Here is an 18,056-nt window from a genome sequence, read left to right on the forward strand (position 1 = left end):
TCTTAAAAAGTATTTAAAATACTAGAAATAATATAACGGTGATTAATTGTAAAAAAAGATGCTTTAGTATTTAAGATATGGAAACAAAAAATGAATTTACTTTAATCGAGTGATGCTGTCAATATAAAACAGATTTATCTTTCAAATAATCCCAGGGTACCGCCAACCCAATCCTTGTCTTTATTGAATTTTACGCCGATCATTTCACCGCGACTCAATCGGACTAAGTTACAAAGTAGCGTAGGAGCGGTATCTTCTTTCTTCCAAACACAAAGCATACGTACTTCAGCTTTTACTTTTTCCTCAGGAGATTGTACTATAGGGATATAGTTGACCTTTTTTTGAAGAATATAAAGTTCTTTTTCAACTACCCCTTCGATGTCTTCTTTTTTTACATGAAAAATAACACCCGTTCCTGAAAAAGAAAACAAAGGTTTTAAAACATAATTTTCTAAATCCTCGGGAATTTCTTTGAGTTCACTTAATAGTGTAGTTTCTATGAAATATTTTCCTTTTAAAAATGGCAAAATGAATTTACTGATTCTAAAAAACCAATTAGGATGACCTGCCCATTCTACATCTAAATCATCTGAGAAATGAAAATTTAATTTTAAATCAGTACGTAAATCCAATTCATCAAAAATAACACGATTATAAATTCGTTTTACCAGAATTTCGTCCCCTTTTTCATTTTTGTAGAATAGTTGTTTTCCTTTTTTTAAAAGTTCAGTAACACAAACTATTGGTATTCCAATATCTCTGCGACAGTAATAAAAATCGATTTTTGTATTTTGTTTTTCCGGTTCTATTTCAAGAAGAATAACATTTTCTTTTGGATGATTGTTACAAATCGCTTCTTCAAGTATATCTAGGTATTCTTGTTGTTCAATGTTATTAATAAAAGGAGTTAATTCGCTAAGAAAAGGATACTGTTTCTTAAATTTTTCATACAAATTAATTTGATAATTATACAAAGAAGGGAATCCTTGCACTTCAATTAGTTTAGGGATAATCACTCCGTCTTCTTCGCAAATTCCAAAATCAATTGCTAAAAAAGTAGTGTGCTCGTCTTCATTTGGAACCTTATGATTTAACTCTAATGATTTATTTGTAAGTGACTTAAAAGATTCGTTTTGAATTAAAGCTATAACTTGATTGCTACCTTCAATCAATTGCGATTTTAGTTCATTTGAAATAAAAAAAGGTGTTTCACCCAATCGAAAAGTAGGCATATAATTAAAATCGGAAGCAATATCATCTTTGAGTTCTTGATATTTTTTTTCTGTAAATTGAGCATTAAATAACTCCCGATATTTTGAAATCATTTGGAATGGATTGTATTAATTAGAAAGCATTTTCTTTGTTTTCATCAAGTCATTAATGGCTATTCGAAGGAAATTTGGAATCAAAGTTTCATTGGTTCTGTATATTTTATCGTCATCCAATAAATCTTCCAGCATATTTCTAAACTTTCTTTTTCCTTTCATAGCTCTGATTTTCTCTTTTGCATCTTTATTTCTCAAATGAGAAACAAAGCTAATGGGATCGGCTTCCGGGTGAAATTGAGTACCTACAAAATAGTCGGTAAAACGAACTGCCATAATTGCACGTTCGTATTGTATATGGTCTCTAATTTTCTCCAAAGAAATAATTTTAGCCCCTTTTTTAGCAAAAATACTCAACTTAGGTTGTATAACCTGATAATCTCTGGAATCAATCGCATAGAACGGATCCGCTAATCCTTCAAAAAGTGGATCAACAAGTCCTTCTTTTGTTTTATGAATGGTCATAACACCAAAAGAAGTATCATTTCTTTTGGTAACAGTCGCTAAACCAAAATGCAAACATGCCATTTGAAAAGAGTGACAAATAAATAGTACATGTTTTTTAATTGCATTTTCATTGTTCCATTTGTTCAATGAATCAATAAATTCATAATATTTAACATCCCAATTCCCATCACCAATTAATGGATTCCCAGGTCCTCCGGTTGAAATGTAAATATCAAACTTGTTAATATCTGGCAATTCACATTTTACACGAACATCGAATATTTTAAAACTCACAACGGGACTAAACCGATTCACTACATCAATAATACAACGCATACCTTGATTTGGTTCACCGTTATACATATCTAAAAGAGCAATTTTTATAATTTTATTGGACATAACCTATTTTTAAAAAAGAATGCACAAAGGTAATTTATATTTTACAATCCCTTGGTAAATTCACCAGTTATAAAGTCTACGACTCTGCAAAGATCTCCCGTTTCTTCAAAAACAGCTAATTGTTTATCTGCTCCCGTTCCGTTTTTCAAAATTGTATGTACATAATTAATATCCTCACGACTTCCTAATTCATCAACTACATCATCAATAAAATCAAGTAGTTCAAGGATAAGCATCTTGGTTTCAACTTCTTTCTGCAATCCAAAATCAATCATATTATTGTCAATTCCATAACGTGCAGCTCTAAATTTATTTTCTTTTATTAAAGCCAATCGATAGATGTTAAAACTGGTATTGTTCATATTCAATTTGTAGAGTTTAGCTACAATTGCCTGAATTATCGCAACAATACAAATTGTTTCATCTACAGTTAAACACATATCACAAATCCTAAATTCTATCGTATTATAAAACGGGTGTAATCGTAAATCCCACCAAATTTTCTTTGGATTATCGATACAATTGGTCTTTACCAATGTCTCTAAATAATTCTCATACGATCCAACCGAATCAAAATATTCGGGCAATCCAGTTCTTGGAAATTTATCAAAAACCTTTGTTCTAAAGGATTTATAGCCCGTTTGTCTTCCTTCCCAAAAAGGAGAATTCGTCGAAAGCGCAAAAATATGAGGCAAGAAATAAGTCGCCTGATTCATCAGTTGCAATCCAATTTCACGGTTTTCAATACCCACATGACAATGCATTCCAAAAATTAAATTGGAACGTGCTGCATCTTGCAATTCATTTACAATATCATGATAACGAGGATCATCAGTAATAGGTTGATCTTGCCATTTCGAAAAAGGATGCGTCCCGGCACCGCCCACAATCAAATCTTGTTTATCGGCTAATTCAACAATTTTGGAACGCAAAAATCTAATTTCGTTTTTGGCATCAGTGACGCTATTACAAATATTAGTACCTACTTCCACAACCGATTGGTGCATTTCGGCCTTTACCTGTTCATTCAAAATTATTTTGGCGCCATCTACAATTTTAGACAAATGTGAACGCAAATCCCTTGTTACCGGATCTATAATTTGATATTCTTCTTCTACACCAAGTGTGAAAACTGGTAATTTTTTCATTATTTTTTTTTTAGGAGCTATTTCCCTCTTTTCGTTTCAATCTTTCTATAATCGGGGCTAGGCAATTCCGTTTATCTATAATTTTTATTTTACAGCTACGGCGTCTTTAATAAAAGTTCCCCAAGTAAGATTGATTTTACCCGGCTTTTGTTTTTTTGCGGCAGCGATAGCCATTTTTGCAGCTTCTTCAACTACCCATTCAAAATTCTCAGCACCTACCGAAGTCAATTCAGCATCAGGAGCAGGATTTCCAAAATCAATTGCATACGGTATTCCATCACGAACGGCAAACTCAACTGTATTGAAATCATATCCCAATCCTTTACAAAGGCGTAAAGTGTAGTCTTTTATAGTTGCCAATAATTTTTTATCTACCGGTGGTCCATCAATCACATAACGCAAATGATGTGGATTTCTAGGTTCATATTGCATAATTCGAACCGCTTTACAACCCAAACAATACACTCTGAAATATTCTGTAAAGACAATTTCTTCTTGCAGCATCATCACTAATTGTCCCGTTTCCTGATGCTTTTCCCAAAACTCTTCTTTATTTTCCAATCGATATACGTTTTTCCAACCGCCACCAGCATAAGGTTTCATATACGCTGGAAAACCAATGTATTCAAAGATTCCTTCCCAATCCATTGGGTATTTTAGGTTGCGGAATGATTTTCCGGTGGTATCTGTAGGATGTTCCGCAGATGGAAGTATAACCGTATTAGGAAGTGGAACTCCAAGAGTATCTGCCAAAGCATTATTGAAAAACTTATCATCAGCACTCCACCAAAATGGATTGTTGATAACATTTGTTCCTGTTAAGGCTGCATTTTTTAAATAAGCACGATAAAAGGGAACATCTTGTGAAATTCGGTCAATAATTACAGCATATTCTCCATCTTGATTTTGAACTACTTTATCAACAGCAACTGCTTCGGCAATGATTCCTTTTTCGTTTTTTGAATTTACGCGATCTATAAATGCTTGCGGAAAGGTGTCTTCCATTCCAAATAAAATTCCTATTTTTTTCATCTTGCTACGTTTATACTTTTAAAAAAATTTAATTCTTGATAAATAATGTGGAAACATTTCTTGCCAAACTGGCCAATCGTGTTTTCGCTCCTGACGAATATCCAGCCAATGATGCATATTTTTGTCGCTTAACACTTTACTTAGTTTTAGATTTGCATCAAAACAAATATCCCAATTTGAGGTTCCCAGAACGATATCCATATTCCACAATTCATGATCATTAAGTCCATATAAATAATCTTCCGGACTGTTGTAAAACACATCATCATTATGAAAACCATCCATAAAACTCTTGATATTAAAAGCACCACTCATGGAAAATATATGACTCACATAACCTGGATGTCGAAACGCGAAATTAGCGGCATGATACCCGCCAAAACTGCAACCCGCAACAACAACTTTTCCGGAAGAGGTATTGTTTTTTACTTTTTCAACGATTTCATGACAAATCATTTTGTCATATCTAACATGATTTTCTATGCGATGTACAGGATGAATTTGTTTATTGTAAAAACTGTCTTTATCGATACTGTCCGGACAAAATATTTGGATTAAACCTTGTTCAATATACCAGTTTGCAGAATCAATCAACCCCATATCTTTATTTTCATGGTAACTGCCCATAGAAGTAGGAAATAAGATTACAGGATATCCTGCATGTCCAAAAACTAGCATTTCAATATCTTTACCCAGATTGGGGGAATGCCATTTGAAATATTCTTCCTTCATAACTTTATTTTTAACAATTATAATGAAAAAAACCGAACCGATAGCATAAATAATTTTACTTAACTAATATTTATTATAAAAAACATTGCGATTATTAAATCATAATTTAATTGTAATATTTACATCAATAAGGGTCTTTTTTTTAAATTATAGACAACAAATCAATTCAATTTAACATATCGTGATTTCTAAATAGCGTCTTTGAATGGACTACAATAAATAAATCAGATTATATGTCTTGATTGATCTCAAACAATTGGACTTGGTTTTTTAATCGTTCGATAAGCATACTCATCATCCTTTTGTTGATATTAGATGAATTTTTTATATACTCAGCATATTCATCGGCTGTAAATAATGCGATTATCATTCCTTTTAAAGCATTTCTAAACTTGATGTCTTTTTGAATAGCATTTTCTATAACTGATAATTTTTTTTCGGAAGTATAACCATAAAAATCAGCTTTATTTTTTACCACATAATTAATGAATGAAGCTATGAATAAATCGTTTTGCAATTTCAAAATTGGCCTAAGCACTTCATTTTGAAATGATTCCTCTATTGAAGATTGAGTAGTTACGGATCCTATTGTTTGTCCTCGGAATTCTTTTAAAAAAGTATCGCGTTCGTTCATGGTTTTTTCTTTAAAAATAAAGAAAATAGCCATAAGAAAAGTTTATTTTTGCAGATATAAAGAAAAATTATGAGATTTCACACTAGAAAATGGGTAAAACCAGAAGATTTAAACCCAAACGGAACCTTATTTGGAGGTAAATTATTAGCTTGGATTGATGAAGAATTAGCGTTGTACACCATCATCCAATTAGAAAACACAAGAATTGTCACTAAACATATGTCTGAAATCAATTTTAGAAGTTCAGCAAAACAAGGTGATATTATAGAAATTGGTATTGATGTTGTCAAATTTGGAAATTCTTCACTTACGCTAAAATGTGAGGCTAGAAACATGATGACACGAGAAACAATTATCACAATTGACCATACTACAATGGTAAGTTTGGGCGCTGATGGAAAACCAAAAGCACACGGGAAAACTGAAATTGAATTTGTTAAGGATCGTTTGTAGATTACTATTAATCCACGGAATCATTTTCAGAGCCGGATTCGAAAATTTCCAATTCGAAATATTTTACGGAAGCAATGATATGATCAAATATGTCGGACATAATATATTCATAGTTTTCAAATCGTTTGTCATGTGAAAATGCATAAACTTCAAGAGGAACACCGTGAGAAGTAGATTGTAATTGGCGACAGAGTGTAATCATATCTTTATTTAATCCTGGATAATGATGAAGATATTGGGTTATGTATTTTCTAAATAAACCTAAATTAGTCAAATTCCGACCATTGATAGCTAATGACTTATCGATTTTATTACTCGAATTAAAAGTATCAATTTCTAATTTTCTAGTATCAATATAATCTGAAATCAGTTGGATTTTTTTTAATTCGTTTAATTCTGCTTCTTCTAAAAACCGAATACTGCTTGTTTTAATAAGAATGTGTCTTTTAATACGTCGCCCATCAGAATTAAGCATTCCGCGCCAGTTTTGAAACGAATCAGAACTTAAACTATACGTAGGAATAGTGGTGGTAGTATTGTCGAAATTTCGAACTTTTACAGTAGCCAGATTAATTTCAATTACATCTCCATCTGCTCCAAATTTATCCATTGTGATCCAATCGCCAATGCGAACCATATCATTTATAGATACTTGGACACTCGACACAAATCCTAAAATTGTATCTCTGAAAATCAAAATAATTACCGCTGAAACCGCTCCTAAAATGGTCAGCAGTTCTTTTTGATCTATATCAAATAGCTTCGAAATTATAACTGTAATTCCAACCATCCAAAGCACAATCATAATAACCTGAATAAAACTATCGATGGGTTTATCGCTGTATCTTGGTTTTAGCTTTAAATAATCTCTCAACGCGTTAAAAACAGTTCGGATAATCCATAAAACTAATATGACAATATAGATCCCAACCAATTTTCCGAAAAATCCTTCCCAATATTCAAACCGCTCTAAAATTATTGGAACTGATTTGTAAATAAATAGCAACGGGATTAAATGGGCGATGTATTTTGCCGTTTTGTTGGTTACCAATAAATCATCAAACTTAGTTTTTGTTTTCTTGGCAACAATGATCATTAAAGTAACCAAAATAAGTCTGAATAGTATGTATATACCATAAGCTATTGCACATAATAAGGCAATATTTATAATCAAACTTAGGTAGCTTGAAAAACTACTCCCAAATCCTATTTTCCGTAATATAGGATATAGAAAAGTGAATATTTTTTCTATGAATTTATACATTTTTCAAGTATTTCTTTTCCATATAAAAAGTACCAAATGGAATTATTGATGCAAGACAAATAATCCCAAATTTTTTAAAATCCCAATTTTCTTTAAATTTCAATAGTATTGCCAATATAATATAGGTAATAAACAACACTCCGTGAGCCATTCCTATTGGAAATAAAAGTATTTTGTAAAGAACTAAATTTGTAGGTTTTACAATAAGCATATTTGAAAATAAAACCAAATAAGAAACCCCTTCGAGAATAGCAACAATCTTAAAAAATCTAAGCATAAAAATTAAATTAGAGTATAAAAGTAAAAAAATAGGTTTTGAAAAACTGATTTGTCCATTTATTTATGCCAAAATTAAGTATTATCATTGATTCGAGATGTATTCATTCCTAAAGTAATTTACTTTTGTATTCTTAAACTTTGATAATGAGCAAACGCGATTTAAAAAAATATTTAGCTGAACTTAATAAAGAGCAACTCGAAGAGCAGATTATCGAATTGTACGAGAAATTTAGTCCGGTAAAAGTCTATTATAATTTTGTTTTCAATCCAAAGGAAGAAACACTTTTGCAGGAATGCAAACTCAAAATTTCAAATGAATATTATCCTTTAAAAAAGGCGGGAAGACGCAACAAACCAAAAATGAGACGGTCCGTTGCCCAAAAATATATTAAGCATTTCGCACTTTTGGGAGTGGATCCTTTCATAATTGCTGATGTGATGCTCTACAATATTGAAATTGCACAAACATTCTCCTCGGAACACATTATAAAACAAGACTTGTTTTTCAAAAGCATGTATAATTCTTTTGAACAAGCAGTGATTTTCTTGATTGCAAATGGAATTCTTAATGATTTCAAAACAAGAATATTAGCCATTCACAACGAAACCATTACACAAAAATGGTACAATGAACCCGAATTCAATGCAATTATAGAGCGATTTGAATATTAAGTTTGCTGCATAATTCAATTTTATTTAAACAATCGTTTTTTTTTAATTAAAAATTGACAATTAAACTGTTTTTTAGGCGTATTTTTGCAAAAATCCAACAATAAGCAATGTCCCAAAACACTTTAGAAATAGAAATCGAAGACAAAAAAGAACTTTATGCATATCAAAAAGGTGATATTGACGCCATATTTGAACGCATAGATAATGCTCCGCCACAACATCATTTGTTATACCAATTGCCTACTGGTGGTGGGAAAACAGTAGTGTTTTCAGAAATCGTGCGTCGTTATTTATCACAACATGATAAAAAGGTGGTTGTTTTAACCCACCGAATTGAGTTGTGTAAGCAAACTTCAAAAATGTTGAAGGGTTTTGATGTGAAAAACAAAATCATCAACAGTAAAGTAAAAGAACTTCCGGATCAAAACGATTATTCTTGTTTTGTTGCCATGGTGGAAACTTTGAAAAATAGAATCAATGACGAAAAATTACATTTAGATAATGTAGGATTGGTAATCATCGATGAGGCGCATTACAATTCGTTCAGAAAATTATTAAGCTCATTCAAAAATGCCTTTATATTAGGAGTTACAGCAACACCTTTAAGTTCGAATATTAAATTACCAATGCATGAAAGCTACGATGAATTAATCGTAGGAGACACCATTAGTTCGTTGATTGCAAATGGCTTTTTGGCCAAAGCGATTACCTATAGTTATGATGTAGGTTTAACCTCGTTAAAAGTAGGAATAAATGGAGATTACACCGTTAAATCATCGGATGATTTATACACAAATATGGCCATGCAGGAAAAATTATTGCATGCGTATACCGAGAAATCCTTAGGCAAGAAAACCTTGATTTTCAATAATGGTATCAATACCTCTTTATATGTATATGAAACTTTTAGAGAAGCCGGTTATGCGATTCGTCATTTGGATAATACCAGTAATAACGAAGAAAGAAAAGATATTTTACATTGGTTTAAACATACTCCTGATGCTATTTTAACTTCAGTTGGGATTCTTACAACTGGTTTTGATGAACCTACCGTAGAAACCATTATTCTAAATAGAGCAACAAAATCGTTGACATTATATTATCAAATGATTGGTCGTGGTTCCAGGAAACTACCTAACAAAGACATTTTTAATGTTATTGATTTAGGGAATAATGCAGCACGATTTGGATTGTGGAGTGAGCCGGTAAACTGGCAACATATCTTTAAATCACCGGAGTTTTACCTGGAAAATTTACGCGATGATACGGAAATTGAGTTGTATTTCAAATACAATATGCCACCTGATGTACGCGCAAAATTCAGCAAAACAGAAGTAGTAACTTTTGATGTCGATGAAGAACATAAACTCATCATTAAACAAAATTTACGCTCAAAAGAAGTGCTTGAAAAATCGTTGGACCAGCACGCAGCCATGTGTGTTGATAATTCGGAGACTTTGCAAGAAGCTAAAGCATTAGGAAAACTGTTAGATGATGATATCGATTGTCGCATCAAACGCTATTCTAAATGTTTGAGTCAGTGTAGTAAAAATTACCGCGAATGGCTTGTTGATGATTACAAATTAAAACTGGTATTGTTAACGGGGAAAAAATATCGTGAGAAAATCATGAACGAACCGGACGAAGATTAATATTTTCTTTTCAAGGAGCTAATCCCGCTGTACACTATATCTGTTGTGGCGAACCCCGCCACAACAGGATGCCGTTTCCATCGGGGCTAAAAATTACGTTTACAAAACAATTTTTTATAAAATTATAAAATCCAAAAAAATGCCAAAGCAATTCTCTGATTTAGGAATTTCAGCCCCCATATTAAAAGCGATAAATGAATTGAAATTTACTGTACCAACAGAAATTCAACAAAAAACAATTCCGTTGCTTTTATCAAATACAACGGATTTGGTTGGACTTGCCAAAACGGGTACTGGAAAAACAGCGGCATTTGGATTGCCTATTTTACAATTAATAGATACTAATTTATCTGTTATACAAGCAGTAATTCTTGTACCAACAAGAGAATTGGGACAACAAATCTTTAAGAATTTAGAATCTTTTGCTAAATTCCTACCCGAAGTTTCTATTGCAGCAACTTGCGGAGGAATTCCAATCAAACCACAAATAGAAAGACTTACATTGCCTACACATATTGTGGTGGCAACACCGGGACGTTTAATAGATTTGATTCAGCGCAAAGCAATAAACTTAAAAGAAACCAGATTCCTCGTGCTTGATGAAGCCGATGAAATGGTTACCATATTGAAAGAAGGTTTAGACGAAATCATCGCCGAATTACCTAAAAATCACAATACTTTTTTATTTTCGGCAACCATGCCAGGAACCATAAAACAACTGATTCAAAACTACTTAAACAAAAACGTAGTTCAAGTTAGTGCTAATATGGAAACAGTAGGAAATCAAGGCATTGACCACGAATATATTGTGGTGGATCCAATTGAGAAACTAGATGTTTTGATGCATTTCTTAAATACCAAGGAAGGCGAACGCGGCATTATTTTTTGTAAAACGAAAGCCGCTGTCAATAAATTGGCTAAAAATTTAGCCATCAACCGGTTTTCATCAGGAGCATTACACGGTAGTTTATCACAAGGAATTCGAGACAGAATCATGGAGCAATTCCGTGAAGGACATATCAATATATTAGTAGCTACCGATTTAGCAGCAAGAGGAATTGATGTAAAGGAAATCTCTTATGTGGTTAATTATCATTTACCGGATGTTTATGAAACGTATGTTCACCGTAGCGGGAGAACGGCAAGGGCAGGAGCAAAGGGGCTCTCTTTAACGGTTTTACAAGCGGAAGAAGTAATAGAAATTGCTGATTTTGAAAAAGAATTGGGAATAAAATTTGTTGAATTTAAAAAACCAACCGTTGCCAGCATCGAAGAAAACAACACATTATTGTGGGCCAAACAAATCTTTAAAACCAAGCCCAATCATGATGTTGATGCGGAACTTAAGACCAAAATAAAAACAGTTTTTCATCATTTGACTAAAGATGAATTAATTGAGAAGTTATTGGCTAATTATTTGTTGCAAAACAAAAATGAACCTTTGGAAAAGCCCATTAAAAAACTAAAAAAGAAGTAAAAAATTCTTTTCTATATACATTTACAAAACCATTGCAATTGCTTTAAAAAGTAATGCAATGGTTTTTTTTTGCGAAAATTCTATATTCAAAATTGGATAAACAATACAATGATTTTCTTACAGGTAGAGCATGTAGATAAAAAAGGACACTTTTGCTCAACAAAAACAAAATAGAAACTATCAAGCTTTTCAACGCTATCGTTTTCGTTGAAAATAAAATGGAAAAACTCAGAAAACACTAGTGAAATAGCTGTTTTTTAACCCTTTTTTAGTACTAATTATTCGAGTCTCCTCTATAATTTATGTAATTTTGTAACAATTATTTTTTATAAAACTATATCAAAATTATTATATGGAAATTGTTATTATCGGAGGAGGATTTGCCGGATTAAATCTTGCTAAAGAATTAGTAAACGAAAAAGGAATTAATGTAACGCTCGTTGACAAAAACAATTATAATTTCTTCCCACCACTTATATATCAGGTTGCTACCGCTTTTTTAGAGCCTTCCAGTATCAGTTACCCTTTCCGAAAATTTTTTTCCGGTAAAAAAAATCTACAGTTCCGCATGGGAAACTTATTAAAAGTAACCCCTTCAGAAAATAAAATTATTCTCAACAATGGGGAATTAAAATACGATTACTTGGTTTTTGCTACAGGTGCTGAAACAAGTTATTTTGGAATGGAAAATGTAAAGAAAAATGCCATTCCAATGAAAACGCTGAATGATGCCATTGTGATGCGTAATACATTGCTTAAAAACTTGGAAAAAGCAGCCATTTGCAAAGACATTCGCGAAAGAAGGAAATTATTAACCATTGTAGTTGCCGGTGGTGGGCCTACAGGTGTTGAAGTTTCGGGAATGTTTGCTGAAATGCGTAAAAATATTTTGCTGAAAGAATATCCTGAATTAAGTACTACAGCAAGTAATATCTATCTTGTTGACGGAGCCAATGCTGTGTTATCTCCAATGAGTAAAGCTTCGCAGGAAGATACACTGGAGGCGCTAACCAAATTAGGCGTTGTAGTAAAATTAAATAATACAGTTACTGATTATATTGATGATACTGTATATTTCTCTAATGGTGAAACTATCCAGACCAAAAATTTAATTTGGGCTGCAGGAGTTTCGGCAAAAGTTTTCGAAGGAATTCCAGCTGAAAGTTATGGTCGCGGAAAAAGAATGGCCACCGATGCTTTTAATAAAGTTAACGGTACTGAAAACATCTTCGCCATCGGCGATACTTGTATTCAACTTACAGATGCAGATTTTCCTAATGGACATCCGCAAGTGGCACAAGTTGCTATTCAACAAGGAATAAATCTGGCAAATAACTTTAAATTAATGAACCAGAGTAAGGCGTTAAAACCCTTTAAGTATAACGATAAAGGATCAATGGCTATCATTGGAAAAAATAAGGCTGTAGTCGATTTACCTAAACCAAAAATGCATTTCAAAGGATTTTTTGCTTGGGTAATATGGCTATTCATTCACCTTATTTCATTGATAACGTATCGCAACAGGATAAAAACATTCTTCAATTGGATGATTGCTTATTTTGCAAAAGATCAATCTTTACGTATGATTATCAGACCTGATAAAAAAGTAAAATTAGAAAAACAAGAATAAATTAAACCAATAATTAATGAACTATTGCAATTCCTTCATCATGAGAAGTTGCAATAGTTTTTTTTATGGTTCGTTTTCCAAAAATCAAAATGATCAATGCCAAAATTGTTGTAACGGTCATAATCACCACCATGGGCAACATAGAGTTTTTTACAAAAACCCCTACTGCAAAAGATGCCAAAGCTCCCAGTCCTAACTGAATAGCACCCATTAAAGCCGAAGCACTTCCCGCATTTCTTGAGAAAGGAGCAAGAGTAAGTCCCGCAGTATTGGGATTTGAGATCCCTAAACAACCTAAGAATAAGAATAGCATAGCAATAGTTTCGTATAATCCCAAAAGATCATTCATTGCTAAAATGAGGAATAAAATACTAACAATGGATTGCGTAATCAATGCACCATAAATCATTTTCTCACTGGTAAATTTTCTCAATAATAATGAATTAAGCTGACTGGCGCCTATAAAACTTAACGACATAAAAGCAAATATCCATCCGTAGGTTTTAGCATCCACTTTGAAAATATCCATGAATAAAATAGGAGACGCAGCTACATAAGTAAACAATCCTGAGAAAGCGATAGCTCCGGTAAAAGCATAGGTGTAAAACTGAGGCTCTTTTACAATACTGATAAAATTTGTAATAATAGGTCTTGGTTTTAATGAAATTGAAGTGTCCGGTTTAAAAGTATTTGGCAAGCCCATTTGAGCCGCCAAAAGAATTAAAACACCCATACACATTAATATAAAAAAGACGGTATGCCAACCATAATCAGCTGTGATATAACCTCCAACTGTAGGCGCTAACATTGGCGAAAGCCCGACAACCAACATCAATAAAGAGAATACTTTAGGAATATCTTTAACAGGAAATAAATCGCGAACCATAGAAACCGATGCTACAGTGGCTGCACAACTGCCAATAGCCTGAATAAAACGCAACCCTATGAAAGTATCAATGTCAGTGACAAAAACACAACCTAATGATGCTAAAATGTAAACTAACAATCCTATAAATAAAGGTTTTTTTCTGCCAAAACGGTCTAATAATGGCCCATAAAGTAATTGTCCTGCGGAAATCCCAATGAAATAACTGGATAAAGTCATGGAAACATTGGCAACCGAAGTATTTAAATCCTTTGCAATTCCAGCAAAACCTGGCAAATACATGTCTATTGAAAATGGACCGAGCGCCGTTAACGAACCTAAAATTAGAATTAATTTTATATATTTTGTTTTTGTGATTGATTTACCGGTCATCAAATTGCTTTTTTTAATTTTTTGCAAAGGTAAATATTTAAGATGCCAATCGAACCACTTTCTTAAGTAATATTACTTTTTGAAGCCAATCTGTAATTTATTAAAACAGCGATCTAAATATTAATCAAGTAGGTTTCTTTATATATTTTTTGATAAACATCTTTACTAAACATAAAAAGTTGAGAAGGTCTTTTTGAAACTCCCACTTGTTTTTCATCTAGCTCAATAATATATTTCTTTGTTAGCAGTTTTCTCCTGAAATTCCGATTATCGATTCCATTTCCAAGTATAGATTCATAGGTGTCCTGTAATTCTTTGAAGGTGAATTTATCTGGTAAAAGTTCAAAAATGATCGGTTTGTATAATGCTTTTTCTTTTAAATCGGCATAGGCTTCATTGATTATATCCCTGTGGTCAAATCCTAATTCCGGTAAATCATTTACGGGAAACCATTGCGGATTATTTTGATTATTTTCTAAAGTAACCTCTTGCGTTTTCAATAAAAAATAATAAGCTATGGTTATCGTCCGTTGATTAAAATTTTCATTTTTGGCCCAAAGAACATCTTTTTCATTCATCAACCGATTGGGGTCTCCAAAAACTTTAAATTGTTTTTTATATACGTTATCAAGTCCTGTTAACTCCTTCAAGACTCTGGCAGCAGTTTCATCTATGGTTTCATTCTCGAACGTATGATATCCGGTTAGAACATAATCGTTAACCAGAGGTTCGTGATTTTCTTTAGATTCTAAATAACGTTTTATCAACAATACGTTTAGTGATTTTGTATTGGCGTCAAACCCAAAAACGACGCAGTCTACAGATATATTTGGAATTATTTGAGGCATCATAAGATAACAAAGAATATAATTAGTTTCTTGAAAGATTGTACTGTTTTGCACAGCCTTTTAATAGTACAAAACTAATGATTTATTTGTAATAATATATTTAGTACAATATACTTCAATTTCAACAACAAACGTCATTATTACGTTATATATTATTTATAAAAAATTAATTATTATTTATTAAAAAATCATACAATTAGGCTTAAATATATTATAAATGAATATTTATTTAATTTTTTTTATTGTAAATTAAAAAAATATAATACATTTGAAAAATAATATTCAAAATGACGCTTAATAATTAAAATCAATAATGATAATCCGAAACCAATATTTTAAACAACAAATCAATCAAAGTATTAAATACTTCAGAAGCGCTAAAAAAGAAACTATTTAATAAATCTATTAGACGTTTAATCAACTTTTCAAACACTTAATAAACCTTTTTAATTCTATTTTTTCAATACACGCCTAATGCAAAAAACAATTTTTATACTTTTTTTTTCAATAACATCAATACATACTTATTCACAAGTGGTTATAACTAATTCAAATTTTTCATTAGGAACAACGGGTCGCATTGGAGTTGGACTTTCTCCAAATGGTGAAGGGAACATGTGGAAACCTTTGAATCTTTCTGGTCAAGGTTCGTTAGGAGGCCGTATGGAGCAGGTTGACTATATCGATATATTACCAGCGATACATTTCACTCCAAAGATTATTGGAAAAGACAGTACTAACGTGACTTTCCAAATGCGTTTAGGAATGTATTCCGCTAACGGACAATTTGTGGGAAATGTAAGTACCCGTTCCAATAATGGTTTAACTTTTATCCTTCCCGAAGCTTATATCGAAGCTAGAAATATTATGGGAAGCAAATGGTCGGCTTGGGTCGGATCTCGTTTTCGCCGCTATGACGACATTCACATCAGTGATTATTTTTATTTTGACGACCATTCCGCACAAGGATTTGGCGTAAGCAATAAAAACACTGAATTGACCATGTTGATGCCAGCTTCATCTGATTCAACCGGCGTTTTCCCTTATAATTATCAAGTTACTGTTGCCGGTGCAACAAATCCAGCCATTCGCCAACGTATGGTTTGGATAGGGGAACATAGTATTCACTTGAAAAATGATAATGTAATTAAACTTTTAGGTGAATTTCATTATGTTGCTGCAAACTCAAAAAATGCTTCTAAAAATTATCCATCCGATAACGGTTGGGTTGCTGGTATTAAATACAACAATCCGCTAAAAACAGCTTTGCCTGGTTCGTTTAATCAGCTTTCTGTTCGATATGGCTCCGGAATTGCAAATGGAGGTGATAATGGAAACACTTTTACTTGGGCAACTTATGGTGCGCCTGATTTGGAAGGAAAATATAGTAATGCGCATTCCTTTACAATGGTAGAACATTTTCTGCTCAACCTTTCACAAAAATTTAGCATCAACGGATATGGTGTTTTTACAAAAAGTAAAGGGGGTTCTGCCAGTACAAATACAGATGAATACTTCAACGGAAATCAATTGTATAATCAAAAAACAGATTTTGTAGTAGGCTTTAGAAGTTTCTTTTATGTAACAAAGTGGTTGCACTTAATTGAAGAAGTACATTATGCCGTACGAAAAGATGGAGATAATCCAGAAGCCAATATGTGGAAATTCTCTTTTGCTCCAACAATAGTACCATTAGGCAAAAAAGATCCTTGGAGTCGTCCTCACATCCGTCTTGTTTACACGCTGGCTCACTACAACGATTACGCCCGAGATCATAATTATTCCCCGTACTTGCAAGTGAACCAAAAAAGTTGGGGTTCTTATATTGGAGTAAAAACAGAATGGTGGTTATTTTAAAAATTAAGAATCTGAAAAATAGAAATAAATTTAAAATTATATAAATATGCCAATATTTGGAACAACAATTTTATCATTTATCCCCGGATGGAGTACCGAAGGAGGTCGTTTTGCAATAGAAAAGACTGCGGAATATGGTTTTGAGATGCTTGAAATTATCTTACCGGCTTCATTAGATTTCGATGCTAAAACAACAAAAAAACTACTTGATAACAATGGCATTTTAGGGCGTTGCACGTTGAATCTACCAACAAACTGTCATATTCCTTTATACCCAGACCAAGCCACATCCCTTATAAAATCAGCACTTGATAAAGTGGCTGAAATGGAAGGTGATTTTTTAGGAGGTGTTTTGCATTCTGCCATTGGAACATTCACCGGAAATCCTTGTACAAAAGAGGAAAAGATAATCATTCGACAAGTATTTACGGAAGTCGCCGATTATGCGAACAAGCACAACATAACGATTGCTCCCGAACCAATTAATCGGTACGAAAGTTATGTTTTTACTGCTGCAGATGAAGTTTTAGATATGATTGAAGCTATTGGCATAAATAATATTGGATTGCATCTGGATACTTTTCACATGAATATCGAAGAAAGGAATTTCTACGATCCAATTATTCGTGCGGAAAATAGGTTGAAACACATACATATAACCGAAAGTGATCGCGGTATGACTGGTGAAGGCAACGTTCATTGGGATGATTTTTTCAAAGCTTTGGCTGAAATTAATTATCAAGGTCCTTTAGTTCTTGAAAATTTCTCTTCACAAATTAGAGAATTAGTTGGTCCAACTTCCTTGTGGAGGCCTTCTAAATACAATTCGGAAGATCTTGCTAAAGGCAGCCTGTTATTCATGAGGAAAATGGTCGATAAATGGTACCATTAATCATAAATGATACTAAAATTAATTACCTAAATATATTGTTTTACACAAAAAATAAAA

General features: G+C 32.6%; 17 protein-coding genes. 7 read left to right on the forward strand and 10 right to left on the reverse strand.

The features are described 5' to 3' along the window. Positions 1-134: 134 nt before the first annotated feature. From ACM55K_RS14475 to ACM55K_RS14500, 6 genes are all read right to left on the reverse strand, one after another. Complete coding sequence (locus tag ACM55K_RS14475) at positions 135-1,325, reverse strand: hypothetical protein (protein ID WP_416850980.1); 1,191 nt, start codon at positions 1,323-1,325, stop codon at positions 135-137. Positions 1,326-1,340: 15 nt separating this feature from the next. Next, positions 1,341-2,171, reverse strand: coding sequence for a type 1 glutamine amidotransferase (locus ACM55K_RS14480; protein WP_416850981.1), 831 nt, complete (start codon positions 2,169-2,171; stop codon positions 1,341-1,343). 41 nt (positions 2,172-2,212) lie between these two features. Next, the gene (locus ACM55K_RS14485; RefSeq protein WP_416850982.1) at positions 2,213-3,319 is read right to left on the reverse strand and encodes a carboxylate-amine ligase; all 1,107 of its coding nucleotides are present in this window, start codon (positions 3,317-3,319) and stop codon (positions 2,213-2,215) included. Positions 3,320-3,403: 84 nt separating this feature from the next. Next, positions 3,404-4,351: an ATP-grasp domain-containing protein gene (locus ACM55K_RS14490; RefSeq protein ID WP_416850983.1), complete on the reverse strand. Its 948-nt coding sequence runs from the start codon at positions 4,349-4,351 to the stop codon at positions 3,404-3,406. 18 nt (positions 4,352-4,369) lie between these two features. After that, entirely contained in the window at positions 4,370-5,083 is a 714-nt protein-coding gene (locus tag ACM55K_RS14495) for an esterase family protein (RefSeq protein ID WP_416850984.1), read from the reverse strand. A gap of 229 nt (positions 5,084-5,312) precedes the next feature. Continuing rightward, on the reverse strand, positions 5,313-5,717 hold the full coding sequence (locus tag ACM55K_RS14500) for a glyoxalase (RefSeq protein WP_416851067.1): 405 nt from the start codon (positions 5,715-5,717) through the stop codon (positions 5,313-5,315). A gap of 69 nt (positions 5,718-5,786) precedes the next feature. On the opposite strand from ACM55K_RS14500, the gene ACM55K_RS14505 reads away from it, so the two are divergent. Then, the gene (locus ACM55K_RS14505) at positions 5,787-6,170 is read left to right on the forward strand and encodes an acyl-CoA thioesterase (RefSeq protein WP_035672571.1); all 384 of its coding nucleotides are present in this window, start codon (positions 5,787-5,789) and stop codon (positions 6,168-6,170) included. A 7-nt stretch (positions 6,171-6,177) separates the two neighbouring features. Here ACM55K_RS14505 and ACM55K_RS14510 read toward each other — a convergent pair whose 3' ends face one another. Beyond that, positions 6,178-7,434 (reverse strand): mechanosensitive ion channel family protein, encoded by a 1,257-nt coding sequence (locus ACM55K_RS14510; RefSeq protein WP_416850985.1) that lies wholly within the window; start codon positions 7,432-7,434, stop codon positions 6,178-6,180. Beyond that, on the reverse strand, positions 7,427-7,711 hold the full coding sequence (locus ACM55K_RS14515) for a DUF3817 domain-containing protein (protein WP_416850986.1): 285 nt from the start codon (positions 7,709-7,711) through the stop codon (positions 7,427-7,429). Before ACM55K_RS14515 ends, ACM55K_RS14510 begins: the two co-directional genes overlap by 8 nt. Before the next feature lie 146 nt (positions 7,712-7,857). Between ACM55K_RS14515 and ACM55K_RS14520 the strand changes: the two genes are divergently transcribed. The 4 genes from ACM55K_RS14520 (at position 7,858) to ACM55K_RS14535 (ending at position 13,144) form a co-directional block, all read left to right on the forward strand. Next, entirely contained in the window at positions 7,858-8,385 is a 528-nt protein-coding gene (locus ACM55K_RS14520) for a DUF6155 family protein (RefSeq protein WP_416850987.1), read from the forward strand. 107 nt (positions 8,386-8,492) lie between these two features. Next, positions 8,493-10,037, forward strand: coding sequence for a DEAD/DEAH box helicase (locus ACM55K_RS14525; protein WP_416850988.1), 1,545 nt, complete (start codon positions 8,493-8,495; stop codon positions 10,035-10,037). A gap of 139 nt (positions 10,038-10,176) precedes the next feature. Then, positions 10,177-11,514, forward strand: coding sequence for a DEAD/DEAH box helicase (locus ACM55K_RS14530; RefSeq protein ID WP_416850989.1), 1,338 nt, complete (start codon positions 10,177-10,179; stop codon positions 11,512-11,514). 352 nt (positions 11,515-11,866) lie between these two features. Continuing rightward, positions 11,867-13,144: an NAD(P)/FAD-dependent oxidoreductase gene (locus ACM55K_RS14535; RefSeq protein ID WP_416850990.1), complete on the forward strand. Its 1,278-nt coding sequence runs from the start codon at positions 11,867-11,869 to the stop codon at positions 13,142-13,144. 13 nt (positions 13,145-13,157) lie between these two features. Here the strand turns inward: ACM55K_RS14535 and ACM55K_RS14540 are convergent, their stop codons facing one another. Next, positions 13,158-14,387 carry a multidrug effflux MFS transporter gene (locus tag ACM55K_RS14540; RefSeq protein ID WP_416851068.1) on the reverse strand — a complete coding sequence of 410 codons (1,230 nt, stop codon included), beginning with the start codon at positions 14,385-14,387 and terminating at the stop codon, positions 13,158-13,160. A 128-nt stretch (positions 14,388-14,515) separates the two neighbouring features. Further along, positions 14,516-15,304 (reverse strand): NUDIX hydrolase, encoded by a 789-nt coding sequence (locus ACM55K_RS14545; protein WP_416850991.1) that lies wholly within the window; start codon positions 15,302-15,304, stop codon positions 14,516-14,518. A 420-nt stretch (positions 15,305-15,724) separates the two neighbouring features. On the opposite strand from ACM55K_RS14545, the gene ACM55K_RS14550 reads away from it, so the two are divergent. Further along, on the forward strand, positions 15,725-17,107 hold the full coding sequence (locus tag ACM55K_RS14550; RefSeq protein WP_416850992.1) for a carbohydrate porin: 1,383 nt from the start codon (positions 15,725-15,727) through the stop codon (positions 17,105-17,107). 46 nt (positions 17,108-17,153) lie between these two features. Next, complete coding sequence (locus ACM55K_RS14555) at positions 17,154-17,999, forward strand: sugar phosphate isomerase/epimerase family protein (RefSeq protein ID WP_416850993.1); 846 nt, start codon at positions 17,154-17,156, stop codon at positions 17,997-17,999. The last annotated feature ends 57 nt before the right edge of the window (positions 18,000-18,056 follow it).

The sequence above is a fragment of the Flavobacterium arabinosi genome, assembly GCF_048158725.1.
Classification (GTDB): Bacteria; Bacteroidota; Bacteroidia; order Flavobacteriales; family Flavobacteriaceae; genus Flavobacterium; species Flavobacterium arabinosi.

Excerpts from the sequence above, each read along its gene's own strand:
- ACM55K_RS14475 (WP_416850980.1), bottom strand. The coding sequence starts at position 1,325 with ATGATTTCAAAATATCGGGAGTTATTTAATGCTCAATTTACAGAAAAA.
- ACM55K_RS14525 (WP_416850988.1), top strand. The coding sequence starts at position 8,493 with ATGTCCCAAAACACTTTAGAAATAGAAATCGAAGACAAAAAAGAACTT.
- ACM55K_RS14480 (WP_416850981.1), bottom strand. The coding sequence starts at position 2,171 with ATGTCCAATAAAATTATAAAAATTGCTCTTTTAGATATGTATAACGGT.
- ACM55K_RS14490 (WP_416850983.1), bottom strand. The coding sequence starts at position 4,351 with ATGAAAAAAATAGGAATTTTATTTGGAATGGAAGACACCTTTCCGCAA.
- ACM55K_RS14550 (WP_416850992.1), top strand. The coding sequence starts at position 15,725 with ATGCAAAAAACAATTTTTATACTTTTTTTTTCAATAACATCAATACAT.
- ACM55K_RS14510 (WP_416850985.1), bottom strand. The coding sequence starts at position 7,434 with ATGTATAAATTCATAGAAAAAATATTCACTTTTCTATATCCTATATTA.
- ACM55K_RS14555 (WP_416850993.1), top strand. The coding sequence starts at position 17,154 with ATGCCAATATTTGGAACAACAATTTTATCATTTATCCCCGGATGGAGT.
- ACM55K_RS14500 (WP_416851067.1), bottom strand. The coding sequence starts at position 5,717 with ATGAACGAACGCGATACTTTTTTAAAAGAATTCCGAGGACAAACAATA.
- ACM55K_RS14520 (WP_416850987.1), top strand. The coding sequence starts at position 7,858 with ATGAGCAAACGCGATTTAAAAAAATATTTAGCTGAACTTAATAAAGAG.
- ACM55K_RS14485 (WP_416850982.1), bottom strand. The coding sequence starts at position 3,319 with ATGAAAAAATTACCAGTTTTCACACTTGGTGTAGAAGAAGAATATCAA.
- ACM55K_RS14530 (WP_416850989.1), top strand. The coding sequence starts at position 10,177 with ATGCCAAAGCAATTCTCTGATTTAGGAATTTCAGCCCCCATATTAAAA.
- ACM55K_RS14535 (WP_416850990.1), top strand. The coding sequence starts at position 11,867 with ATGGAAATTGTTATTATCGGAGGAGGATTTGCCGGATTAAATCTTGCT.
- ACM55K_RS14495 (WP_416850984.1), bottom strand. The coding sequence starts at position 5,083 with ATGAAGGAAGAATATTTCAAATGGCATTCCCCCAATCTGGGTAAAGAT.
- ACM55K_RS14515 (WP_416850986.1), bottom strand. The coding sequence starts at position 7,711 with ATGCTTAGATTTTTTAAGATTGTTGCTATTCTCGAAGGGGTTTCTTAT.
- ACM55K_RS14505 (WP_035672571.1), top strand. The coding sequence starts at position 5,787 with ATGAGATTTCACACTAGAAAATGGGTAAAACCAGAAGATTTAAACCCA.